Source organism: Thalassospira profundimaris (assembly GCF_003326755.1).
Lineage (GTDB): Bacteria > Pseudomonadota > Alphaproteobacteria > Rhodospirillales > Thalassospiraceae > Thalassospira > Thalassospira profundimaris_B.
The window spans coordinates 178,413-194,536 of record NZ_JPWH01000010.1 but is presented as its reverse complement, the minus strand read 5'-3'; the positions used below and the strand labels follow the sequence as shown (position 1 = coordinate 194,536).

The following is a 16,124-nucleotide window of genomic DNA, read 5'->3' as shown; positions in this document are numbered from 1 at the left end:
TGCCGGTTTGTGAGGGCCGTCCACACCATCAGATAAAGGTAATTGCCTTTTATACCCTGCGCGCAGGCCGCATTTGCCGGGTTGACGAAATGACCCACCTGATGGAAGGCACAACAGAAGACCGCGACCTGGGATCGCGCATCCCCCAGCAGAATTAAGCGCAATTTTTTGAAATCATTTCCCGTTCTCGCCCCCTATAGCTGACCGCCCCATCGCGAAATGACGACAGAAAACAGCAATTTTGTTCTCGACAAGGGCAAAAGCACCGCGCCACGATGGGGCCAAATGCCACCATAAAAAACCGGTGCTTTTATAAAGGCACCGCAAAATCGGGAGTTTTAGATGACGGAGTTGTTATTTCACCAGGATGCCTATCAGCAAAGCTGTGTTGCCACCGTAACCGGCCATGTGGAAAACGGCGTTATCCTTGACCAAACAGTGTTTTATGCCACCAGTGGCGGGCAAACCGGCGATAGCGGCACGCTGACGCACGAAAATGGCACGGAATTTCCCGTTGCCATCACGGTCAAAGACCGCGAATCGGGCAAGCCGGTTCACGTCATTGCCGAAGGCCACGACCTGCCCGCCATTGGCAGCAAGGTAAATGCCGTTCTGGATTGGGAAACCCGGTATCGCCACATGCGGTTTCACACCTGCCTGCATGTTTTATGTTCAATTGTCGATGGCGGTGTAACCGGCGGCAACATTGCCAGCCACAAGGCGCGGCTGGATTTTGACATGGAAGGCAGCCCCGACAAGGATGAACTGACCGAACAGCTAAATGAACGCCTCGCGCGCAATGCCAGGGTTTATGACGGACTGATCACGGTCGCGGAATTAAAGGCCAATCCCGACCTGGTGCGGACCATGTCGGTCCAGCCGCCAATGGATGGCGGCACGGTACGGACCATCACCATCGAGGGGATTGATTACCAGCCCTGTGGCGGCACCCATGTGCGCAACACATCGGAAATTGGCCCGGTACGCGTTTCAAAAATCGAAAAGAAAGGCCGCCAGAACCGTCGCATTAATATTGTTTTTGACGAACAGGCATAAAGTTTTCAAAATTAAACCTGAAAACCGCCCGGTAGGGGCAGGTCACGATTTATAAACAGGATGGAAATCGCCCCGGAATGCGGGATGGGCCACATACGCCCTATCCTGCCCCGGCAAGGTGTTGCACGACAAACACCTTTGTCCGGATTATTGCCCGTCAGACCGGCGGGCTGGACAGCGGTTTCTTTCATGGTAATAAGTCGCGGCCCCCAACCGGGCAGCATCTTTTTTAAAAACAATGATCTTCGGAAACGACCGGGGACATGCAATACCCACCATTGCAAACCGGAGCTTGACCATGACCGAACCAAAATCCGACGCGCTGGTTTCCACCCAGTGGCTGGCGGAGCATTTGAATGCCCCTGACGTCAGGGTGATTGACGCAAGCTGGTATATGCCGGGCAGCGACAAGGACGCGCGCGCCCTTTTTGAGCAAAAGCATATTCCGGGTGCCGTCTTTTTCGATATTGACGATATTGCCGCCGATGACAGCGCGCCCCTGCCCCATATGATGCCCGACGCCATCAAATTTTCGGCCAAGGTGCGCAAGCTGGGCCTGGGGGACGGGGTACGCATTGTCGTTTATGCGCAAACCGGCGTGGCATCGGCCGCATGTCGGGCCTGGTGGATGTTGCGCCATTTCGGGCATAATGACGTTGTGGTGCTTGATGGCGGCCTGCCCAAATGGGAGGCCGAGGGCCACCCCGTGACCGATGCCCCAACCCCGCCGCGCGAACGCCATTTTACCGCACGGGCCAACAGCTTTTTGCTGCGTGAATATGACCAGGTACTGGCAAATGTCGATACCGGGCGCGAACAGCTTGTCGATGCGCGTTCGGCCGAACGTTTTGCCGGTACGGCCGATGAACGCTGGGGCAAGCCCGGTCGTATTCCCGGTTCTTATAATGTGCCGTTTGAAAAACTGCTCAATAGCGATGGCACATTCAAGGAATCCAACGAAATTCGCGGTGTTTTCAGGGATGCGGGGGTGAACCTGGACAAACCGGTCGTTGCCAGTTGCGGGTCGGGTGTCACGGCCTGTGTGCTGGCAATGGGCGCCTATATCGCCGGGAAAAAACATGTCGCCGTTTATGACGGTTCCTGGGCGGAATGGGCATCGCGCCCGGACAGCCCGCGTGCATCGGGCACCTCGTAAACAGGCCGTTTAGAAAGACGGTTTAATTTAAAATCGGCCCCGTATAACCGTGACCCGCCTGTTTTATTGTCGCCCGCACGCGCCAAAACATACGGCAAGGATACGGGGCCGTTTATCCACCGCACCAAAAACGGCAAACAAACCAGCCAGGGCACATCTGGCAACCGGGCAAACAACATGACATATATAAATGCCTGAGCATCAGATACATGCCGGGCCACAAGAACCGCGATATCGGCTTGACGCTGCAAACCCCGGCACATTGCCGCCAGGCGCATTGGCACAAAAAGGTACGCCCTTCGTGACAGCAGAACCCGACCTTGTGATAGAACGCCTGCTGCTGACAAATACCGATGATTGCGACGCGGTGATCAATTTGTGGTATGATGCCCGATTGATTGACCAGAACCGCAACGCACAGGACGATTTGCGCAATTGTTATGAGTCTGGCCGGGGATCGGTGCTGATTGCCAGAAAGGCTCCCGCGCACCCGGTGATCGCCACCGTGATGGTGGGCCATGATGGCACAAGCGGCTGGGTGCATTATCTGGCCGTTGCCCCGTCCTTGCGCGGTCGTGGTCACGGGGCCACAATGCTGGATATGGCGGAAAATATCCTGCGTCATTATGGCCTTAAAAAATGCAGTATTCATGCCGCATCCGAGCGGGCGGCCAAATTCTATCGCCGTCAGGGATATCGCCTGACACCCGCGCCGTCCCGGTCATCATCCCCACAGGATGACCGGTTTTATGAAAAAAGGTTATCTTCATGACTGCGAAAAAACCGGGAAAACTGGACGTCACCATCACCTATCTGGAAATGACACAGCAGCCCGATCGCCCGCCAGCAATTGTACCACCGGGAAAAGTGGCGATTGTGCGGGCAGAAAACCCAACCATTTCGTTTTATCGCTATCTTTATAATACGGTCGGCGAACCGTGGCTGTGGTGGTATCGCCGCCAGCTAAAAGACAATGAACTCGAAGCGATTCTGTCGAGTGCGGAAAACCATGTATATGTTTTATATGTTGGCGGTGTTCCGGCGGGTTTTGCCGAACTTAGCCTGATCCTGCTGGAAGATGACCGGACGATTGATCTTTCCTATATGGGCCTGATCCCGGAATTTATCGGCAAGGGATATGGTAAATACCTGTTAAACTGGGCCGTTGACACCGCCTGGAGCTTCTCGCCCCAGCGATTGACGGTAAATACCTGCTCGATGGACCATCCCTCCGCATTAGGGGCTTATCAAAGGGCCGGGTTTACTGTATATGACCAGCAAACAGAAATGATTGATGATCCGCGTGATACCGGTCTTATTCCCGCCAGTGTGACACCGGCGAACAAGACAGGTACCGTAAAAGCGCAAAAAGATAACGAATTTGACAATTCGGATACTTTGATCGTTGACTTTCCCGACCGCGCAAGGTAACAAGCGCCCCTAAGTTTACCCAAGCCAGAGGATTATGACCCATGGCAGTGCCAAAAAGTAAAGTGACCAAGTCCCGTCAGGGCATGCGTCGCTCGCATCACAAGCTCGCCGCGGGCTCGTACCGCGAAGACAAAGAAACCGGCGAACTGCATCGCCCGCACCACGTTGATCTGAAGACCGGTATGTACCGTGGTCGTCAGGTCATCGAACCGAAGATGTAATTTGCCTGGGAAGGCTTTGGCTTTCCCATGTAAATGCTTCGCTGGTTTGCGACGCTGTTTTCCGCGTATCCCGTTTGGGCTACGGCTGGTTTAAAAAAGGATGAAACCGCAAGGTTTTGTCCTTTTTTTATGCGCGCAATCCGGCCATGCCCAAAAATAACGGCCTGCACTTTCTCATGCAGGCCGAGGTAAATTTCGCGAAATAAATTTCTCCGGGCAAATATCGCCGGGGCAAATATAACCTGGGCAGTCGGCTACATCACTTATTGCCCGTCCGTACCGGTCCCACACACAATAATGCCGGTTTTTCCCATATCCCCTTCGCCCAGCCGGTCCTGCATCACCGCTGCAATACCCGCCGCAGCGGACAGCTCAACCGACAAACCCAGCTCGCGCCACATCCAGCCTGCCGCATTGCGCATTTCATCATCCGACACCAGAACAATACGGTCCACATTTTGACCGATCAGATCCACATTCAGGGCCGAGGATTGACGCGGCGCCAGGCTGGTTGCCGCGGTATTGACCGCTGGCAATGTCACCACTTCTTTGTGTTTCAGGCTTTCAAACAGGGTCGGCGCGCCGGTTGGCTCCACCCCGATAATGCGAATACCGGGACGAACGAGGCGGGCCGCCGTTGCCACACCGGAAATAAGGCCGCCGCCACCCACAGCCACCACCAGCGTATCCAGGTCGGCCTGTTGTTCAAGCATTTCAAGCGCGATGGTGCCCTGCCCGGCAATCACATTCGGGTCGGCAAAGGGATGAATATAGGCCATACCGGTATCGCGCGCATGGGTAATTGCGGCATGGTTGGCCTCATCCCACACCGATCCGCTCAGCGTTACATCGACACCGGATTTACGCAGCTTTGCCACCTTGGGCTTGGGGGTGTTGGTGGGCAAAAAGATTTTGACCGGCACATTCAGGACCCGTGCGGCATTGATAACACCCATGCCATGATTGCCGCCCGATGCGGTGACAAGCCCTTTACTGCGGGTTGTTTCATCCAGGTTCAGGGCCGCATTCATCGCCCCGCGCGCCTTGAAAGACCCCGAAACCTGGAGATTTTCCAGCTTGAGAAAAAGATCAGGCGTGTTGGCTGCATGGGCAACCGCTGCGCCAAAATCCGGTGTGCCAATGGCAAAAACCGGTGTTACCCGCATATGCGGCGCAATCAAACGGCGTGCGGCGCGAAAATCCTGAAGCTGAATCACGAAATCTCCCCTTCCAAAGACCAACTGACCACATGATTTAATCTATGGGGCGGGCAGTGCAACGACATTTACAACAAATCCTCCTCGGTCCGGTTATCGGCGGTCATGGGTGGTCATGACCTGGCCGCCGGGATACACCCCGCACAATCCACATTCTATTCCGGTAAAAAACCTTGATCCACACGGGCCAAGATGCTTTGACTTGATCCATCAAAATGACACACAGGCCGCACACGGAAGCGGCAAGGAGAGATGTTTTATGTCGGCTAACAAAGATTTCAAACCGTCAACACGGCTGGTTCATGCCGGTCGCCGGTCGCGCGAATATCACGGCGTGGTCAATCCGCCGGTTATGCACGCATCCACCATCCTGTTTGAAAACCTTGAAGCCCTGGACAAGGCATCGCCCCTGCCGCATGGCAAGGATTTTTATGGCCGCCACGGCACACCAACGCGCTTTTTGCTCGAAGAAGCCATCGCGGAACTTGAAGGCGGTTATGGTACCTTGTGCGTATCGTCGGGGGTTTCGGCGATTACCAACGCCATTCTCGCCTTTGTCAAACCGGGCGATCATGTGCTGATCACGGACAGCACCTATTTCCCGACGCGCAACCTTGCCAACACCTTTTTAAAGAAATTCGGGATCGAGGTTGAATATTACGACCCCACCCTGGGGGCGGATATTGCCGGTCTTGTGCGCGATAATACCAGTGTGGTCTGGTGTGAAAGCCCCGGTTCGCTGACCTTTGAAATGCAGGATATTCCCGCCATTGCCAGGGCAGCGCACGCAAAAAACGCCAAGGTTCTGCTTGATAATACCTGGGCCGGGCCAACCCTGTGCCGCCCGTTTGACCTGGGTGTTGATGTCTCGATCCAGGCGGGAACAAAATATATCGTCGGCCATTCGGACGTCATGATGGGCACCATCACCGCCGCGACCGAGGAAGATTTTAACACCTGCATCAAACAGGTCATGATTTCGGGCGATTCCATTGGCCCGGATGACTGTTATCTGGCGCAGCGGGGCCTGCGTACCCTGAATGTCCGCCTGCGCCAGCATCATGAATCGGGCCTGGCAATTGCCAAATGGCTGCAGGGCCGTCCGGAAGTCAGCCGTGTCTTGCATCCCGGCCTGCCCGATGATCCCGGTCATGCGATCTGGAAGCGTGATTTTATTGGTGCCAGCGGCCTGTTTTCGTTTGTGCTGCATCCGGTGGAACGCCCGCAACTGGCAAAGATGCTCGATCATATGGATCTGTTTGGCATGGGCTTTAGCTGGGGGGGCTTTGAAAGCCTGTTATTGCCCTCTGCCCCCAAAAACATCCGCACCGCCACCACATGGGATGACCCGGGCCAACTGGTGCGCATCCATGTCGGCCTGGAAGATACCGACGATCTGATTGCCGATTTGGAAGCCGGGTTTGAACGGCTGAAATCAGCCTGATCAAACTGACCATAACGCATAAAAACGGCACGGAATACATCATCCCGCGCCGTTTTTAATGACCGAAAATAACCACGTTATTATTTGGATAAATACGCCAAACGTCGCACAATCGGCGCAAGGGCGCTGCTGACCAGAAACAAACCGGCCGCTGAAATAACAATGCTGGGGCCGGCTGGCGTATCGACATGCCAGGACAAATAAATTCCCGCCAACACCGCTGCCACCCCAAACAGGGCCGCGCCGAGTGCCATTTGCTCTGGCGTGCGCGAAAAAAACCGGGCACTAGCCGCAGGAACAATCAACAGGGCGGTAATCAGCAACACCCCGACAATTTTAATGGCAATGCCAATCACCAGCGCCATCAGCAGCATGAATACAACCCGCAAACGTTCCACCGGCACGCCTTCGGCCAGGGCAATTTCGGGCGACACGGTTAATGCCAGCAAGGGCCGCCACATGGCAACCAGGGCCAAAACCGCCGCCCCGCCGCCCAGGCCCAGCAACCACAGATCGGTGGTGTTGATCGCCAGAATATCACCAAACAGATAGGCCATAATATCGATCGCAACGCCCTGGACAAAGGCGAGTGCGACCATACCAAGCGCCAGGGTTGAATGGGCCAGCATGCCCAAAACCGTATCACTGCCCAGCTTGCTTTGCCGTTGACCAACTGCCAGCAACAAGGCCGCCATCAGGCAGGTCATGATCATGCCAAGGCGCACATCAATGCCAAACAGCAACCCCACCGCAACCCCCAGCAGGGCCGAATGAGCCAGCGTATCACCAAAAAAGGCCATGCGCCGCCAGACAATAAAGGTGCCAAACGGCCCGCAGACCAATGCCAGCAACACACCGCCGGTAATGGCGCGCAACAGGAAACTATCCATTCAAATGCTCCTTTGCGCGGGGGGCACTGGTGTGGGCATGGGTATGGTTGTGGCTGTGATCGTGATGATGACCATGATCATGCCCGCACCCGTCCACCACCTGGCCGGAAATATCGTGTTCGTGGTCATGTTCATGGTGATAAATGCCAATCGCATCCGCCGCACGATAGCCAAAAAGCGAACGGTATTCCGGGTGCTGGCGCACGGTTTCGGGCAGGCCGGAACAGCAGACATGCCGGTTAAAACACACCACCCGGTCGGTTTTTGCCATGACCAGATGCAAATCATGCGAAATCATCAAAACCGCACAGCCCTGTTCTTTGCGAATGGTTTCGATCAGGCGGTAAAGCTCGGCCTGCCCGGTTACATCCACGCCCTGGGCAGGTTCATCAAGCACCAGCAAATCGGGTTTGCGCAAAAGTGCACGGGCCAGCATCACGCGCTGGGTTTCCCCGCCCGACAGATCGCCGATCTGGCTATTGAGCACATGGCGGGCGCCCACATGATCAAGGACCTCAATACGCTCCGCCAGGGAACAATGATGGGTCAGGTTCAGGAAACGCTTGACCGTCATGGGTAAAACCCGGTCAATCGCCAGTTTTTGCGGCACATAACCAACCCTGAGGCCTGGCTTGCGGATCACCCGGCCCGCATTCACCGACTGAAGCCCCAGCAACACCTTGACCAGGGTGGATTTCCCCGCCCCGTTGGGGCCAATCAGGGTCATGATCTCGCCCTTGGCGATGGAGAGGCTGACATCATCAAGCACGGCCTCCCCGCCAAAAGAAAGGGTTAATCCCTGCCCCTCAATGAGTGGCGCAGTCATGGCATAACCCCTTGATTTCTATGGTTGTGGCCTCAATACGGAAACCAACGGCACGGGCCGCAGCATGAACGGCACTGCTCATGTCGTCATTCACGGCCTCGGCGACACGGCCACAATTGCGGCAAATGAAATACTGCCCCAAATGTTCGTGGTGCGGCATATCGCAGCCAAAATAGGCATTGAGCGATTCAATACGGTGGATCAATCCAAGACCCACCAGAAATTCCAGCGCCCGATATACCGTTGGTGGCTGGGCGCGCACCCCTTCGGCCTGCAGGGAATCCAGCAATTCGTAGGCGGTAATTGCTTTGTGTGACTGCCAGATCAGGGTGAAAACACGGCGACGCATGTCGGTAAAGCGGGCATTATTGGCTTCGGCAACGTCTTCTGCCTGCCGAAGGGCGCTGTCAATACAGCGACCGTGATCATGCCCCTTTTCGGGGAAAAGGTCCGTCATTGCGTGTTCCTGGTGACTTGTGTCTATTCTGTCGCGATTGGGGATCGCTTTTCTTCAAGTGTTATATTATATCATTTCGTCAAGCGCCAACAAACAATTTACACCACCCTACGACCGGAGCCCGCAACCATGACCAACGCCCCTGCCGCAATTGCCGACCGTTTGACATTCAACGAACAGGGATTGATCCCGGCCATTGCCCAACAGCATGACAGCGGCGAAGTTTTGATGATGGCCTGGATGAACCGAGAGGCCGTGATCGAGACGCTGAGCACCGGGCGCGTGTGTTATTTTTCCCGTTCACGCGGCAAATTGTGGCGCAAGGGCGAAAGCTCCGGCCAGGAACAGCATCTGGTGGATTTCCGCTATGACTGTGACCAGGACACGATTTTGGTGCAGGTGGATCAAAAAGGGGTTGCCTGCCACACCGGGCGGCGCAACTGCTTTTATTTTGCCGTCCGCAACGGGGTGGAAACCATTATTGCCGAGCCGGAAATTTCCACCGAAGACCTGTATGGCACCCAAAAATAACCTGCATCGTTAAACGTCCCCTGCCCCTCACCACGCGCGAAAGGCAATATCATGGCCCTTGGCAATGAACAGAACGAACGGATCGCCGTCACCGTTATTACCGGCTTTTTGGGCAGCGGCAAAACAACGCTGTTAAATGCCCTTCTTGCGCACAAGGATATGGGCAATACCGCCGTTCTGATTAATGAATTTGGCGAGATCGGCCTGGATCATTTGCTGGTGCAGGAAGTTTCCGAAGATGTGATGCTGCTTAATTCCGGCTGCATTTGCTGTTCGGTGCGCGGCGATCTGATTAACGGGTTGCGCGATTTGTTTGTGCGCCGTGTGCGGGGCGAAGTCGCCGCTTTTGACCGCGTGGTGATTGAAACCACCGGCCTGGCCGACCCGGCCCCGATCCTGCACACCCTGATGACGGACCCGCTTCTGACCAACAAATTCCGCCTCGATAGCGTTGTTGCCACGGTGGACGGCGTTTATGGCAACGGGCAGCTTGATGATCATATGGAAAGTGTCAAACAGGCCGCCGTGGCGGACCGTATTCTGATCACCAAGGCCGATTTGGCAACCGAAGAAACCCTGATGACCCTGGAAGATCGGCTGCACAAGCTCAACCCTGCCGCGCCGCGCTACCGGGTGCCCATGGGTCAGGTCGAACCCGAAAAACTGTTTAACGCCGGGCTTTACAACCCGGAAAGCAAATCGCTGGATGTGCAAAAATGGCTGCGTGAAGAAGCCTATTCGGACAACCATGATCATGACCACAGCCATGAGCATGAGCATGAGCATGAGCATGAGCATGAGCATGAACACGCCCACGATGATGACCATCATCACGATCACAGCCATGATGAACATGACCACCATCACGCCCATCATCATGATGTAAACCGCCATGATGACCATATTTCGTCTTTCTGCCTGACATTCGACGAACCGCTACACTGGGATGCCTTTGTGACCTGGGCGGAGATTTTTACCCAGATGCGCGGCGAGAATCTTTTGCGCATCAAAGGCATCCTTAATCTGGTGGGAGAGGAGTGCCCGGTCGCCATTCATGCGGTGCAACATATATTTCATCCCCCCGCAACCCTGCCCGCCTGGCCCGATGATGACCATCGCTCCAAACTGGTTTTTATCACCCGTGATCTGGGGCCGGAGGTTATTCGGCAATCACTCTTGCAGCTCAATGCCGCCATTGCCGAGACATCGGACACGAATACGCATCATCAGGCTTAATCCTGCGAAATACCGCATATTTTCTGTAATTTGACGCATATCAACGTATAGGGGATTCTTATCTGTCAGATTACGGGAGGCTTGATACAGCCTCACTCTAAGTCCTGAAACTTTATAGCCGGTCGCCGCATTCACGGCCGGCTTTTTTCTTGTGAAAATGCCACTTGGGCCTGCTTCAGGCATGTGTTTTACGGCACGTATGGCCTTCTCATTCCCCTGTACAGGTTGCAGTTCAGTTGATCTGAACTAACTCTCAACTTAAAGTCGGAATAAATGCCCGTGCACCCGGAATGATGCGCCGCAAAAGAAACGCATTTGTGCATCAGCAGGGCAAACCACAATCAAACAACAGGGGATACGCACCATGATCACACGTGACATTCACGGCGTTTCAATACCTGCGCTTGGCTTTGGGACATTCGAGCTGGATTCCGCTGCGGCCGAAACGATGGTGGCAAAGGCAGCCGAGATTGGCTATCGCCATTTTGACACCGCCCAAATGTATCATAACGAGGACGGTGTCGGGCGCGGCCTCAAGGCAAGCGGCCTTTCGCGCGACGATTATTTTCTGACCACCAAGGTCTGGTATGACAAGTTCCAAAGTGGCGACTTGCAGACATCGGTTGTTGAATCGCTGCGCAAGCTGGACCTTGACCATGTAGACCTGCTGCTGCTGCATTGGCCCAATGACGAGATCCCGCTGGAAGAAACCATTGCCGCCCTTAACGAGGTGCGCAATCTGGGCATGACCAAACATATTGGCATTTCCAACTTCCCCACCGCCCTGATCAAAAAGGCGGTCAATTACAGCAACCTGCCGCTTTTATGTAACCAGGTCGAATACCACCCGTATCTGTCGCAACAAAAAGTGCTGGATTGCCTGAAAGAACACGACATGCTGCTAACCGCCTATTGCCCGCTGGCACGTGCCACTGTGCTAAAGGACGATACGCTGGTTGCGATTGGCAAGGAACACGGCAAGTCCGCCACCCAGGTAACATTGCGCTGGCTTTTGCAGCAGGACAATGTCATGGCCATTCCCAAATCGGGCTCGCCCAAAAATGCCAAGTCCAATTTCGATATTTTCGATTTTGAGCTAAGCGATGACGAAATGGCAACAATCCACAATCTCGCCCGCCCCGACGGCCGATTGATTGACCCGGATTTCGCCCCTGAATGGGATGACGCCGCCTGATCCAACTGTTGCAGCACAAAAACACCCGAGACCGGCCCTTCAACGGCCGGTCTTTTGCGTTTCAACAACGATTTAGGGCAGAAACCGGCAAATATTTTCCGGCAAAGCCTCCGCCCTTGTTTCGCATATGCGAAATGCGTAACATCCATCATCACGTAATTTATGATTGATGATGGCAATGGCCGATATACATCACAAGCAAGCCGCCCCCGCGATTGATTCGAACGACGTAAAACCGGCAAAAGCCGACACAGAGACGAGGACATCACACCAAACCATCGCGCATCGCAAATATGAAGATGCGCTGGCCCTGGTTCTTGGCACAATGATTGTCGCGCTGGGTGTCACGCTCTATTCACAGGCGATCCTGATTACCGGCAGTACCGCCGGGGCGGCCTTGTTGATCCATCATGCCAGCGGCCTTGGTTTTGGCATTGTTTTCTTTGCCCTTAACCTGCCGTTTTACTGGCTGTCCTTTAAACGGATGGGCTGGGAATTTACCCTTAAAACCTTTGTTGCCGTGGGTCTGGTTTCGGCGTTTTCACGGTTAACCCCGCTATGGATCGATATTGAAAACCTGCACCCGCTTTATGCCGCGCTGATTGGCGGCGGCCTGATGGGGGTTGGCTTGTTAATGCTGTTTCGCCACCGTGCCGGATTGGGCGGCATCAATATTCTGGCCCTTTATTTGCAGGAACATCACGGCATTCGCGCGGGTTATTTCCAGCTTGGCATCGATACGACCATCATGGTGTGTGCGCTGTTTATCCTGCCCTTTGACAAGGTGTTGTTATCGCTTGCCGGGGCGGCGGTTCTTAACCTGATCATCGCGCTTAATCATCGACCGGGACGGTATTTTACCGCCCGCTAAGCACCCACAACAAAAAACGCGGTATCCGTACCCCCGGTACACCGCGCTTTTTATTGCCGGTTCCTGTTTTACCCTTATCGGATAATATCAGCAACCGGCCCTATTTTTGGAATTCTCAGCCGCCTGTCTTGCCCATCACGGCATTGACAATCCCCTCTGCCGTTTCATCGACCGTCGCATCAGTCTGGCTGTAAAACGCGCCATACCCGCCCGGATTGCTTTCGCGACGGACATCAAATTCCGCAAGGGTCATACCGGCATCACTGGTAACGACAACACGGACATCCATGTAATTTGCCCCCATAAAGGCCCCCAGAAACAGGCGTCCGGCCTCGCTCTGGATTTTGAAATCCTTTACATTCAGCGAAACATGCACAGGTTGCGTTCCGCTGATTTGGGCCGCAAAGCCATTTTCGACAGCCGTTTTCAGGCGGTCCAGTGCCGATTGCTCGATCTTGACCGACTTTTCTGCCGAAACCACGACCTCATCAACAACCAGATCGTGCTGAATGTTTTGCGGCATGGCCGTGCGCGTTTCAATTGCCGTTGAACAGGCCCCAAGAACCAGACAGGCCATAAAGACCATAATACGTGTTTTCACAAAACGTTCCCCCAAAAATCAAAACCGGCGAAACATGCCAAGTTATTGAAATATTGGGAAGAGTCGCAAATGGACAATCCTACCCGCCAAAAGAATAGGGCGTTTTACGGTTCCAAACCTTCACGGCTGTTCGCCCGCCTCACATTGGTGAAATATACGGTTTGTGCCGGGACTTTATCGGTTTCATTGGCATTTTGATAACGCGAAACAAAGGACCTGTAGAGACCGTATTTAAAATAAATCTTTTCGGCGGTCATTGTGGGCCCCTGATAGTCAAATTTCAGGTCGTTATCGGCCCACACCCTTAAAATCCCGCTGCTGTCCTTTGACCAGCGAGCGAAAACAACAATGTCATGCCAGCGCCCGCGCAGGGCTCCCGCCTTGATCAGGGTATGATAACGCGGTTTGCGCCCCGTCACATGATCATCAAGATGATAGCCAGCCCCGTCTACCTCAAACATCCAGGCCGGATGGCTGCCTTCCTGATGGAACTGTCCCAGTGCAACCTTGGTCGGGCTGACATCAACAAAATCAGTGGGGATATAAAGCGACCAACGATACCAGTATGTGCTTCCGGCAGGGTTCCGCCCGCCCCGCTCGCTTAATTCGGAGCGTTCGCGATCACGCCCGCAATCAATCGCGTTATCGCCGCCGCAATCACCGGGGCGCACCTCGAATTTTTCAACAATCCGGGCGGGTTTACCACTCCCTGCCCCGTCAGCGGACACAGCCGGGTCCGGCACAAGCTGATAGCCATAGGCACGGTCATTCAGGGAACGGACGAACGGACCAAAATTTCCCCGGGAAACGGCATCGGGAGAGGCCGCTTGCACCGTTGGCGACACCACCTCCCCGGCCTTCGCACCCATCGCGCCCGCCAGCACACATAGTGCCGCAACAATCCATAAACCCTGCTTTCCAGCCATGTGACCACCCATCCCTGCTGCTGCAAAGACGGACAGTCTGCACACAGATCATGTCCGGATAACGGCAACCAAACAGCCGGGAAATCGGCCTATTTTGCAACTCCGCGCACACAATCTGTCAGTTCGACTATACCCCGGAAGACAACCTCGATATTGCGGGAAATATCGTGGGTTACGGCCGTTTGTTCCTCGATTGCCGAGGCCACGGCATTCACATAATCCGCCACGGAACCTGCTGATTCCGAAATATCCCGTGTCGAGTTGGTGACACGGCTGGTGATTTGCTGCATGGCGTCGATCTGGGCTGAAATTTCATCTGTTGCCTTCGCTGTCTGGGTTGCCAGGTTTTTCACTTCGCCTGCAACCACGGCAAATCCCTTTCCGGCATCACCGGCACGGGCTGCTTCAATTGTGGCATTCAGGGCCAGCAAATTGACCTGCTCGGCCAACGTGCGGATAATATCGACAACACCTTCCATTGCCCCGGATGTCTGTTCAAGATCCAGCCGGACATTTTCCGCCGCATCACTTTTGGTGACGATTTCATCGGCGATAGCCTTGGTTTTAAACATGTTGCTGCTGATTTCGCGGATCGATGCGAGCATTTCTTCTGACGCGCTGGCAATCAGTTCCGCACTTTCAGACGATCCCTCTGCCAGTTCCTGCAAAACGTTACGCGCACGGATATTCGCGGTGATGTCAGATGCAAACTTGACCACCTTGAACGGTTTGCCATTCAAATCAAAAACCGGATTGTAACTGCCATGAATCCAGACTTCTTTACCGCCTTTTGCAATGCGTTTAAAATCGGAAACCAGAAATTGTCCGCCCTTTAGCGTGTCCCAGAATGTTTTGTATTCAGAACTTTGTGCCATTTCCTTGCTGACAAACATCTGATGATGCTTGCCTTTGATCTCCTCAAGGCGATAGCCCATAAGATCAAGAAACAGCTTGTTCGCATCCAGAATTTTGCCATTCATATCAAATGAAATCGCGGCCTCGACCTTATGCACGGCCTCGATTTGGGCCGCATGGTCCATGGCCTTTTTCTTGGCATCTGTCACGTCCAATGCGTATTTCACCACCTTGAAGGGGCGTCCGGCCATATCAAAAATCGGGTTATAGGTTGCCTGAATCCAGATTTCGCGTCCGTTTTTACCGTAACGCTGATATTCCCCGCTTAAATACTCCCCGGCGGCAAGACGGCGCCAGAAATCGGCATATTCCTTGCTCTCTGCATAGACGCCATCGACAAAAATACGATGATGCCGACCTTTTATCTCATCAATCCGGTAGCCCATTGCCGATAAAAAATGATCATTTGCATTCAGGATGTTCCCCGCAAGATCAAATTCGATCACCGCCTGGGATCGGCGAATGGCGTCCACCTGCCCGGCATGGTCGGCTGCCAACAACCGGCTTGCGGTGACGTCGGTCGCGACCTTGAAAACCTTGCAGGGATTTCCCTTGCGATCGAGAACCGCATTATAGGTTGCCTGGATCCAAACCTCGCGACCCCCTTTGGCAATCCGGCGAAATACGGCACTAAACGACTCCCCGCCCCGCAAACGGCGCCAGAAATCCTGATAGTCGGCCGATTTTGCATCATCAGGATGAACAAAAATACTGTGTTTCTGCCCAACCACCTCACCAAGCCCGTATCCCATTAACGACAGGAATTTTTCGTTGGCATCCGTAATCGTCCCGTCAAGGGTGAATTCGATGGTGCCCTGGGACCTTTTGATCGCCTCTAGAATATGTGCCGCATCTGAACCAATACCTAACATTTGAACCCTCCCCAGGTCGATGACACCCATGCTTTTGCACCGAAGCACACATTGCTATGGCACCACACGCATGCACAAACACACACGCTGCACCGCGCCTGACAGCGACGATATCAACGTGCATATTCGCAAACACCACTAATATTAGGAGATATTGGTTCTATGTAATCAATTTATAAGAGAGAAACGACAATAAATTCGATGCGTCAGAACTTTCCACGCGCCACCATGTCACATGCCGAAAAACTGGAAATATGGGCTTTGTGTGGCACAAACCAT

The 16,124-nt window shown here is 54.1% G+C and carries 17 protein-coding genes; 10 read left to right on the top strand and 7 right to left on the bottom strand.

Translation table 11 applies throughout. The features are described from left to right. The first annotated feature begins 342 nt into the window (after window positions 1-342). From TH25_RS13575 to rpmF, 5 genes are all read left to right on the top strand, one after another. Window positions 343-1,056 (top strand): alanyl-tRNA editing protein, encoded by a 714-nt coding sequence (locus TH25_RS13575; protein ID WP_114088947.1) that lies wholly within the window; start codon window positions 343-345, stop codon window positions 1,054-1,056. A 298-nt stretch (window positions 1,057-1,354) separates the two neighbouring features. Further along, window positions 1,355-2,212, top strand: coding sequence for a 3-mercaptopyruvate sulfurtransferase (gene sseA, locus TH25_RS13570; RefSeq protein ID WP_114088946.1), 858 nt, complete (start codon window positions 1,355-1,357; stop codon window positions 2,210-2,212). A 301-nt stretch (window positions 2,213-2,513) separates the two neighbouring features. Next, the gene (locus TH25_RS25445) at window positions 2,514-2,984 is read left to right on the top strand and encodes a GNAT family N-acetyltransferase (protein WP_258549152.1); all 471 of its coding nucleotides are present in this window, start codon (window positions 2,514-2,516) and stop codon (window positions 2,982-2,984) included. Continuing rightward, the gene (locus TH25_RS13555) at window positions 2,981-3,643 is read left to right on the top strand and encodes a GNAT family N-acetyltransferase (RefSeq protein WP_114088944.1); all 663 of its coding nucleotides are present in this window, start codon (window positions 2,981-2,983) and stop codon (window positions 3,641-3,643) included. The genes TH25_RS25445 and TH25_RS13555 overlap by 4 nt, the downstream gene beginning before the upstream one ends. A gap of 41 nt (window positions 3,644-3,684) precedes the next feature. After that, a complete protein-coding gene (gene rpmF / locus TH25_RS13550; protein WP_101271060.1) occupies window positions 3,685-3,864 on the top strand; it encodes a 50S ribosomal protein L32 in 180 nt (59 codons plus the stop codon). Window positions 3,865-4,127: 263 nt separating this feature from the next. On the opposite strand, the gene TH25_RS13545 is transcribed toward rpmF, so the two are convergent. Further along, complete coding sequence (locus TH25_RS13545) at window positions 4,128-5,081, bottom strand: threonine ammonia-lyase (protein WP_114088943.1); 954 nt, start codon at window positions 5,079-5,081, stop codon at window positions 4,128-4,130. 259 nt (window positions 5,082-5,340) lie between these two features. Between TH25_RS13545 and metC the strand changes: the two genes are divergently transcribed. Then, the gene (gene metC / locus TH25_RS13540) at window positions 5,341-6,525 is read left to right on the top strand and encodes a cystathionine beta-lyase (RefSeq protein ID WP_114088942.1); all 1,185 of its coding nucleotides are present in this window, start codon (window positions 5,341-5,343) and stop codon (window positions 6,523-6,525) included. Window positions 6,526-6,605: 80 nt separating this feature from the next. On the opposite strand, the gene TH25_RS13535 is transcribed toward metC, so the two are convergent. Genes TH25_RS13535 through TH25_RS13525 form a run of 3 tightly spaced genes read right to left on the bottom strand, consistent with a single transcriptional unit; the run spans window position 6,606 to window position 8,698 of the window. Then, window positions 6,606-7,415 (bottom strand): iron chelate uptake ABC transporter family permease subunit, encoded by an 810-nt coding sequence (locus tag TH25_RS13535; RefSeq protein WP_114088941.1) that lies wholly within the window; start codon window positions 7,413-7,415, stop codon window positions 6,606-6,608. Continuing rightward, window positions 7,408-8,241: a zinc ABC transporter ATP-binding protein ZnuC gene (gene znuC, locus TH25_RS13530; RefSeq protein ID WP_114088940.1), complete on the bottom strand. Its 834-nt coding sequence runs from the start codon at window positions 8,239-8,241 to the stop codon at window positions 7,408-7,410. The genes TH25_RS13535 and znuC overlap by 8 nt, the downstream gene beginning before the upstream one ends. Then, the gene (locus tag TH25_RS13525) at window positions 8,222-8,698 is read right to left on the bottom strand and encodes a Fur family transcriptional regulator (protein WP_114088939.1); all 477 of its coding nucleotides are present in this window, start codon (window positions 8,696-8,698) and stop codon (window positions 8,222-8,224) included. The genes znuC and TH25_RS13525 overlap by 20 nt, the downstream gene beginning before the upstream one ends. Before the next feature lie 129 nt (window positions 8,699-8,827). Here TH25_RS13525 and hisI point away from each other — a divergent pair, with 129 nt between their 5' ends. The 4 genes from hisI (at window position 8,828) to TH25_RS13505 (ending at window position 12,531) form a co-directional block, all read left to right on the top strand. Then, the gene (hisI, locus tag TH25_RS13520) at window positions 8,828-9,229 is read left to right on the top strand and encodes a phosphoribosyl-AMP cyclohydrolase (protein WP_114088938.1); all 402 of its coding nucleotides are present in this window, start codon (window positions 8,828-8,830) and stop codon (window positions 9,227-9,229) included. Between the two features lie 51 nt (window positions 9,230-9,280). Next, on the top strand, window positions 9,281-10,465 hold the full coding sequence (locus TH25_RS13515) for a CobW family GTP-binding protein (RefSeq protein ID WP_114088937.1): 1,185 nt from the start codon (window positions 9,281-9,283) through the stop codon (window positions 10,463-10,465). A 364-nt stretch (window positions 10,466-10,829) separates the two neighbouring features. Beyond that, window positions 10,830-11,660, top strand: a complete 831-nt coding sequence (locus TH25_RS13510) for an aldo/keto reductase (RefSeq protein WP_114088936.1) — start codon at window positions 10,830-10,832, stop codon at window positions 11,658-11,660. A gap of 178 nt (window positions 11,661-11,838) precedes the next feature. Then, window positions 11,839-12,531 (top strand): DUF6198 family protein, encoded by a 693-nt coding sequence (locus TH25_RS13505; protein WP_114088966.1) that lies wholly within the window; start codon window positions 11,839-11,841, stop codon window positions 12,529-12,531. A 115-nt stretch (window positions 12,532-12,646) separates the two neighbouring features. Here TH25_RS13505 and TH25_RS13500 read toward each other — a convergent pair whose 3' ends face one another. The 3 genes from TH25_RS13500 to TH25_RS13490 form a co-directional block, all read right to left on the bottom strand. Beyond that, complete coding sequence (locus TH25_RS13500; RefSeq protein ID WP_147253019.1) at window positions 12,647-13,132, bottom strand: putative periplasmic lipoprotein; 486 nt, start codon at window positions 13,130-13,132, stop codon at window positions 12,647-12,649. Window positions 13,133-13,236: 104 nt separating this feature from the next. After that, a complete protein-coding gene (locus TH25_RS13495) occupies window positions 13,237-14,058 on the bottom strand; it encodes a polysaccharide lyase family 20 protein (protein ID WP_220151409.1) in 822 nt (273 codons plus the stop codon). Between the two features lie 89 nt (window positions 14,059-14,147). Then, window positions 14,148-15,845: a methyl-accepting chemotaxis protein gene (locus TH25_RS13490; RefSeq protein ID WP_114088934.1), complete on the bottom strand. Its 1,698-nt coding sequence runs from the start codon at window positions 15,843-15,845 to the stop codon at window positions 14,148-14,150. Between the last annotated feature and the right edge of the window lie 279 nt (window positions 15,846-16,124).